6 protein-coding genes are annotated in these 6,948 nt (G+C 63.8%); 1 reads left to right on the forward strand and 5 read right to left on the reverse strand.

Going from position 1 to position 6,948, the window contains the following annotated elements:
* Window positions 1-2: 2 nt before the first annotated feature.
* The 5 genes from AC1DWA_RS30245 to AC1DWA_RS30265 are packed head-to-tail and all read right to left on the reverse strand — an operon-like array spanning window position 3 to window position 6,109.
* Window positions 3-830 carry an HpcH/HpaI aldolase/citrate lyase family protein gene (locus AC1DWA_RS30245; protein ID WP_416315086.1) on the reverse strand — a complete coding sequence of 276 codons (828 nt, stop codon included), beginning with the start codon at window positions 828-830 and terminating at the stop codon, window positions 3-5.
* Window positions 827-1,315 (reverse strand): MaoC family dehydratase, encoded by a 489-nt coding sequence (locus AC1DWA_RS30250; RefSeq protein ID WP_003942078.1) that lies wholly within the window; start codon window positions 1,313-1,315, stop codon window positions 827-829. Before AC1DWA_RS30250 ends, AC1DWA_RS30245 begins: the two co-directional genes overlap by 4 nt.
* Window positions 1,312-2,475 carry an acyl-CoA dehydrogenase family protein gene (locus AC1DWA_RS30255; protein WP_007730190.1) on the reverse strand — a complete coding sequence of 388 codons (1,164 nt, stop codon included), beginning with the start codon at window positions 2,473-2,475 and terminating at the stop codon, window positions 1,312-1,314. The genes AC1DWA_RS30250 and AC1DWA_RS30255 overlap by 4 nt, the downstream gene beginning before the upstream one ends.
* A complete protein-coding gene (locus AC1DWA_RS30260) occupies window positions 2,475-4,514 on the reverse strand; it encodes an acetyl-CoA carboxylase biotin carboxylase subunit (protein ID WP_416315085.1) in 2,040 nt (679 codons plus the stop codon). The genes AC1DWA_RS30255 and AC1DWA_RS30260 overlap by 1 nt, the downstream gene beginning before the upstream one ends.
* A gap of 5 nt (window positions 4,515-4,519) precedes the next feature.
* On the reverse strand, window positions 4,520-6,109 hold the full coding sequence (locus tag AC1DWA_RS30265; RefSeq protein ID WP_021334316.1) for a carboxyl transferase domain-containing protein: 1,590 nt from the start codon (window positions 6,107-6,109) through the stop codon (window positions 4,520-4,522).
* Between the two features lie 98 nt (window positions 6,110-6,207).
* Between AC1DWA_RS30265 and AC1DWA_RS30270 the strand changes: the two genes are divergently transcribed.
* Complete coding sequence (locus AC1DWA_RS30270; RefSeq protein WP_003941968.1) at window positions 6,208-6,807, forward strand: SACE_7040 family transcriptional regulator; 600 nt, start codon at window positions 6,208-6,210, stop codon at window positions 6,805-6,807.
* Window positions 6,808-6,948: the final 141 nt, after the last annotated feature.

The following is a 6,948-nucleotide window of genomic DNA, read 5'->3' on the forward strand; positions in this document are numbered from 1 at the left end:
CGTTAGTTCTCCTTCTGCTGAAAGATTCCGGCTCGGTGAAGAAGCTTCTCGGCGTGACGAAGAACGGGAGCGTCGACCATCTTGCCCTCGAACGCGAACACACCACGTTCAGTAGACACCGCGGCAAGCACTCGTGTGGCCCAGTCGATCTCTTTTTCCGAAGGTGCGAAGGCACCACGGATGACCTCGACCTGACTCGGGTGGATCGCAACCTTCACGTCGAAGCCGACTGCGACAGCATCAGCGGACTCGACGCCCAGGCCGACGAGGTCCTTGATGTCGAGATAAACGGAATCGACAGCCAACCGGCCGTAGCTCTTCGCAGCCAGGAGCGACGTCGATCGGACATGCTTGGCAACGTCGCGGTACGAACCGTTCGGGTGCCTGCTCGAATTACCGCCGAGACCGGCCACAAGATCCTCGGCTCCCCACATGACACCGATGGCGTTCGCAGCAAGCGCGATGTCGGCCACGGAGAGGGCTCCTCGCGGGGACTCGACGAGTGCAACCACGTCCGCCGGTGCGAGCGAGAGGACGTCCTCAGCCGATTCGCACTTGGACAGCATGAGACGCGAATAGTGTGTGCCGTCCAGCGCGATCAGATCGAGTTCGTGATCAGGCGTACCGACCGGATTGACGCGCACAATCGTCCGGTCCGGATCGAGAGGAGTGTCGATCAGGGCTGCACGTGCGGCTTCTTTGTCGGCCGGAGCCACCCCGTCTTCGAGATCGAGGATCACGACGTCGGCAACGGCGGCCGCCTTCGCGTAGCGCTCGGGACGATCCGCCGGGCAGAACAACCAGGCCGGCCCCGGTGGCGTCCACGTCATGAGGACACCTCGGCCGGGCGGAGCTGCACCAACGTCTTGCGCGTGGCAAGTGCGACGACATCGCCGTGCTGATTGCGCCCGGTGTGCACGAGCGTCACGATGCCTTCGCCCGGACGGCTCTTCGACTCACGCTTGTCCGCGATGAGCGTCTCGGCGTACAGGGTGTCCCCGTGAAAGAGCGGCTTCGGGAAGCTGATCTCGGAGAAACCGAGGTTGGCGACGATGGTGCCCTGCGTCAACTGCGCGACCGAGAGGCCGACGATGGTCGACAGGGTGAACATCGAATTGACCAACCGCACACCGAATTGAGTGTCCTCGCTGTACGCGGCATCGAGATGCAACGCCTGCGTGTTCATCGTCAAAGTCGTGAACAGGACGTTGTCAGCCTCGGTCACCGTCCGGCCTGGGCGATGCTCGTAGATCGCGCCGACCTCGAACTCCTCGAACCAGAGCCCGCGCTGAGTGATCTTCTTGGGGTTCGTCACAACCCTGCCTCACGGGCGATGAGCATCAACTGCACCTCGGTGGTTCCCTCACCGATTTCGAGGATCTTGCTGTCACGGTAGTGGCGCGCGACGGCGTACTCGTTCATGAAGCCGTATCCGCCGTGGATCTGGGTGGCGTCGCGGGCGTTGTCCATGGCAGCTTCGGAGGAGATGAGCTTGGCGATGGACGCCTGCTTCTTGAACGGCTTGCCCGACAACATGAGTGCGGCCGCGTCGTAGTACGCGGTACGTGCGACGTGGGCACGAGCCTCCATACGCGCGATCTTGAACGCGATGGCCTGGTTGTGTCCGATGGGGCGACCGAACGCCTCGCGTTCCTTGGCGTACTTGATCGACTCGTCGACGCAGCCCTGGGCGGCACCGACGCTCAACGCGGAAATGGCGATGCGGCCTTCGTCGAGGATGCGCAGGAAGTTCGCGTAGCCGCGGCCGCGCTCACCGAGCAGATTCTCTTCGGGGACACGAACATCGGCGAACGTGAGCGGATGGGTGTCGGATGCGTTCCAACCGACTTTGTTGTACGCCGGTTCGGCCGTGAAGCCGGGCGTCGTGGTCGGCACGAGGATCGTCGAGATCTCCTTCTTTCCGCCGTCCTTGACACCCGTGACCGCGGTGACCGTCACGAGCTTGGTGATGTCGGTGCCCGAGTTGGTGATGAACTGCTTGTTGCCGTTGATGATCCACTCACCGCTGTCGAACTTCGCGGTGGTCTTGGTGCCGCCGGCGTCGCTACCCGCACCGGGCTCGGTCAGGCCGAAGGCAGCCAACGACTTGCCGCTGGTGAGCTGCGGAAGCCACTCCTGCTTCTGTGCCTCGTTACCGAAACGGTAGATCGGCATGGCACCAAGGGACACACCAGCTTCGAGAGTGATCGCGACGCTCTGGTCGACCTTGCCCAGCTCTTCGAGCGCCAGGCAGAGTGCGAAGTAGTCGCCGCCCATTCCACCGTACTCCTCGGGAAACGGCAGGCCGAACAGTCCCATGTCAGCCATCCCGGCCACTACCTCGTACGGGAAGGTGTGGTTGGCGTCGTGCTCGGCAGCAACCGGTGCCACTACGGTCTTCGCGAAGTCCGCAACCGTCTTGGCGAGCTGCTGGTATTCGTCCGGAAGCGCTCCGGTGGCAAGGTAATCGGACATCAGGCGTCTTCCTTCTGCGTCGTGTTCTCGGTCTTTACTTCTGCAGTCTCTTCGTCCGTGACAGGTACCACGCGGGCCAGAACCTGATCCACCATCACCTGATCACCCTGACGGACAAGCACTTCCACGATCCCGTCGATCGGGGACGTCAAGGAGTGCTCCATCTTCATGGCCTCGACCACGACGAGTGGTTGTCCCGCGCTCACTGCCGCGCCGTTCTCGACGTTGACTGCGATGACGGCACCGGGCATGGGGCTGGCGATTTCGGCGTCACCGGCGTGCTTGTCCTCACCGCGAACGCTGACTTCGGCAACCTCGCGCACGTGCCAGGTTCCGCCGCCTGCCAGCCACAGACCACCATCGGTCTCGGCGACGACAAACGTGCGTCGGCGTCCGTCGATCACCACCGCCAGTTCGGATCCCGTCAGGGTCGCGCTGAATGCGCGCGGCTGTGAACCTTCGACCTCGACCTTTGCATCGGCGGGAACGCCGACGATCGCAACGTGCGACGTTCGGGTGCCGGCGGCGAGCCTGATGCTGGTCGGAGCGGGAGTTCCGACGCGCCATCCACTCGGGACGTCCCAGGGATCAACGGATTCCGAAGTTGTCCATCGCGAGAGCCAGCGATACGCCGCGGCAGCAATGAGAACCTCGTCGGAGGCGTCGGCTGCGACAAAGTCTTCGACGCGACGATCGAGCAGACCGGTGTCGAGGTTGCCCGCGATCACATCCGGATCAGCGAGGAGGAATCGTGCGAACTCGATGTTGGTCACGACTCCGAGCACTGCGGTGTCACCGAGTGCGCGATCGAGTTTGCGCAGTGCGCCTGCGCGGTCGGGAGCGTGGGCGATGACTTTGCTGAGCATCGGGTCGTAGTCACTGCCGACGACGGTGCCTGCGAGCAGTCCGGAATCGACGCGCACGCCGGAACCTGACGGCTCGACCAGATCGACGACGCGGCCGCCGGTCGGCAGGAATCCACGGCCCGGATCCTCSGCGTACACACGAGCTTCGATGGCGTGCCCGGTCAGCGTGATGTCGCTCTGGGAGAAGGCCAACTTCTCTCCCGCTGCCACACGGACCTGCCATTCGACCAGATCCAGTCCGGTCACCATTTCGGTGACGGGATGCTCGACCTGCAGGCGGGTGTTCATCTCCATGAAGAAGAACTCGTCCGGCTTGTCGGCGGAGACGATGAACTCCACGGTGCCGGCGCCGGTGTAATCGACGCTTCGAGCGGTGTTGCACGCTGCCGCGCCGATCCGGTCACGGGTCACCTGATCGAGCAGCGGCGACGGAGCCTCTTCGATGACCTTCTGGTGACGCCGCTGCAGGCTGCATTCGCGCTCACCGAGGTGAACGACGTTGCCGTGCTGGTCGGCGAGAACCTGGACCTCGATGTGCCGGGGCCGCAGGACGAATCGCTCGAGGAACAGGGTGTCGTCGCCGAACGACGACGCGGCCTCACGGCGGGCACTGCGAAGAGCCTCGGCCAGATTGGCCGGATCCTCGACCAGACGCATTCCCTTGCCACCGCCGCCGGCCGAAGGCTTGACCAACACCGGGTAGCCGATGTCCTCGGCTGCTGCGATCAGTTCTTCGTCGGTCAGGTTCGGACGAGCGATACCCGGGACCACCGGCACGTCGAACGCGGCAACCGCGTTCTTCGCGGTGATCTTGTCACCCATCACCTCGATCGCCCGCTCGGAGGGGCCGAGGAAGGCGATTCCGGCGGCCGCACAGGCAGCCGAGAACGCCGAGTTCTCCGACAGGAAGCCGTAACCGGGGTGAATACCCTGAGCACCGGTGGACTTGGCAGCGTCGATGACCTTGTCGATGACGAGGTAGCTTTCACGCGCCGCGGCCGGTCCGATGTTGACGGCAGTGTCGGCCTCGCGGACGTGGCGAGCATTCGCGTCGGCGTCGCTGTAGACGGCGACGCTGCGAATTCCCAACTCACGCAGCGTGCGGATCACGCGAACCGCGATCTCACCGCGGTTGGCCACGAGAACAGTATCGATAGTGCGCAACTCAGTCATTTCGCTCACATCCGGAAGACGCCGTAGGAGACCGGCTCGATCGGTGCGTTTGCGCACACCGAAAGGGCCAGGCCGAGAACAGTTCTGGTATCTGCGGGATCGATGACACCGTCATCCCACAGCCGCGCAGTGGAGTAGTACGGATTGCCTTGAGCCTCGTACTGCTCACGGATCGGCGCCTTGAACGACTCTTCGTCCTCGGCCGACCACGGATTGCCCGCGCTGTCGAGCTGCTCGCTACGAACCGTCGAGAGCACCGAAGCTGCCTGCTCGCCGCCCATGACCGAGATGCGCGCGTTCGGCCACATCCACAGGAAGCGAGGCGAATACGCGCGTCCACACATGGAATAGTTGCCGGCGCCGTACGAGCCGCCGATGACAACTGTCAGCTTGGGGACCCGTGCACACGCAACTGCCGTGACCATCTTGGCGCCGTGCTTGGCGATGCCGCCGGCCTCGTAGTCGCGTCCCACCATGAAGCCTGCGATGTTCTGCAGGAACAGCAGCGGCACACTGCGCTTGTCGCACAGTTCGATGAAATGTGCTCCCTTCATGGCGGATTCACCGAAGAGCACGCCGTTGTTGGCGATGATGCCGACCGGGTGGCCCTCGATGTGGGCGAAACCGGTGACGAGCGTCTTGCCGTACTCAGCCTTGAACTCCTGGAACGCGCCACCGTCGACGAGCTTGGTGATCACCTCGTGCACGTCGTACGGAGTCCGAGGATCGGTCGGGACGACGTCGTAGAGTTCGCTTTGATCTGCGACAGGCGGAACCGTGGAGATGACGTCCCACGGGCGCTCGGAGCGGGGGCCGAGCGTGGCAATGATGTTGCGCACGATACGAAGTGCGTCGCGGTCATCCTCGGCCAGGTGATCGGTGACGCCGGAAACCTTGGAGTGCAGGTCGCCGCCGCCGAGTTCTTCGGCGGTGACGATCTCACCGGTGGCCGCCTTCACCAGCGGCGGACCACCGAGGAAGATCGTGCCCTGGTTGCGGACGATCACTGCTTCGTCACTCATCGCGGGCACGTAGGCGCCGCCCGCGGTGCACGAACCGAGAACTGCGGCGATCTGGGGAATCCCCTTGGCGCTCATGGTCGCCTGGTTGTAGAAGATCCGGCCGAAGTGCTCGCGGTCCGGGAAGACCTCGTCCTGGCGCGGCAGGAAAGCGCCGCCGGAGTCGACGAGGTAGATGCATGGAAGGTTGTTCTGCAACGCAACTTCCTGCGCGCGCAGGTGCTTCTTCACCGTCATCGGGTAGTAGGTGCCGCCCTTGACCGTCGCGTCGTTGGCGACGATGACGCACTCCCGGCCCGACACACGGCCGATACCGGTGATGACGCCGGCGCCGGGGCACTCGTCGTCGTACAGGCCGTTGGCCGCCAGCGGCGACAACTCGAGGAACGGGCTGCCCTGGTCGAGCAGCGAGTCGACGCGATCTCGCGGCAGCAGTTTCCCTCTGCTCACGTGGCGCTCGCGAGAGCGCTCGTTGCCACCCAGCGCTGCTTGCGCCAGTTTCTTCTTCAGTTCGTCCACCAGAACGGTGTGATCGGACCGGTAGCCCGATCCTTGCGTGATTCCACTGGGAGTCATCCCGCCGCCTTCGCCATGAGTTAATGCTCGATAACTGAAACTAGATTAACTATGATTAACTGAGTTGTCCAGAACACAAGCGAAGAAAGATCGAGAGAATGACCTCTGAGCAGGTAGCAGCTCCGACGCGACGCGATCAGATGAAGGCCGACCGTCGTCGTCAGCTCTTGGATGCCGCCGCACGGTTGATCGCCGAACGCGGATTCGTGAGTGTGCGACTCGAAGACCTCGGCGCGGCCGTCGGTATCAGCGGCCCGGCCGTGTACCGGCATTTCCCCAACAAGGATGCCGTCCTCGTGGAACTACTCGTCGGCATCAGCACGCGCCTGCACGAAGGCGGTTCTGCGGCAGCGGAGGCAGCGGACTCACCGAGCGCCGCTCTCGACGCACTGGTGGAGTTCCACCTCGACTTCGCGCTCGGCGAGCCGGACCTGATCCGCATCCAGGACCGCGACCTCGAAAGCCTGCCGGCCGACGCGCGTCGACAGGTGCGCCAAACGCAGCGCAAGTACGTCGAGGTGTGGGTCGGAGTCCTCGAGCAACTCGATCCCCAGCTCGACCAGGCGGATGCCCGCATCAAAGCGCATGCCACTTTCGGACTGATCAACTCGACCCCTCACAGCGCCAACCCAGCTTCGCCGGCACGCGCACGTCGCGTCCTGCGGGATATGACGCTCGCCGCACTGCGCACCCACTGAAACCGGACACGGCACAATCGGTGGCAGACTGGTTACACCAGCTAACAGATGAGGGTGCCGAACGTGGAAGACAGCAGTGGGGTCAGCAGAGCCGATTTCGCCGAACTGCGGACCGAGTTCTCCCGCTTCATGATGTTGTAC

The organism is Rhodococcus sp. P4_F3_2, from assembly GCF_056401335.1.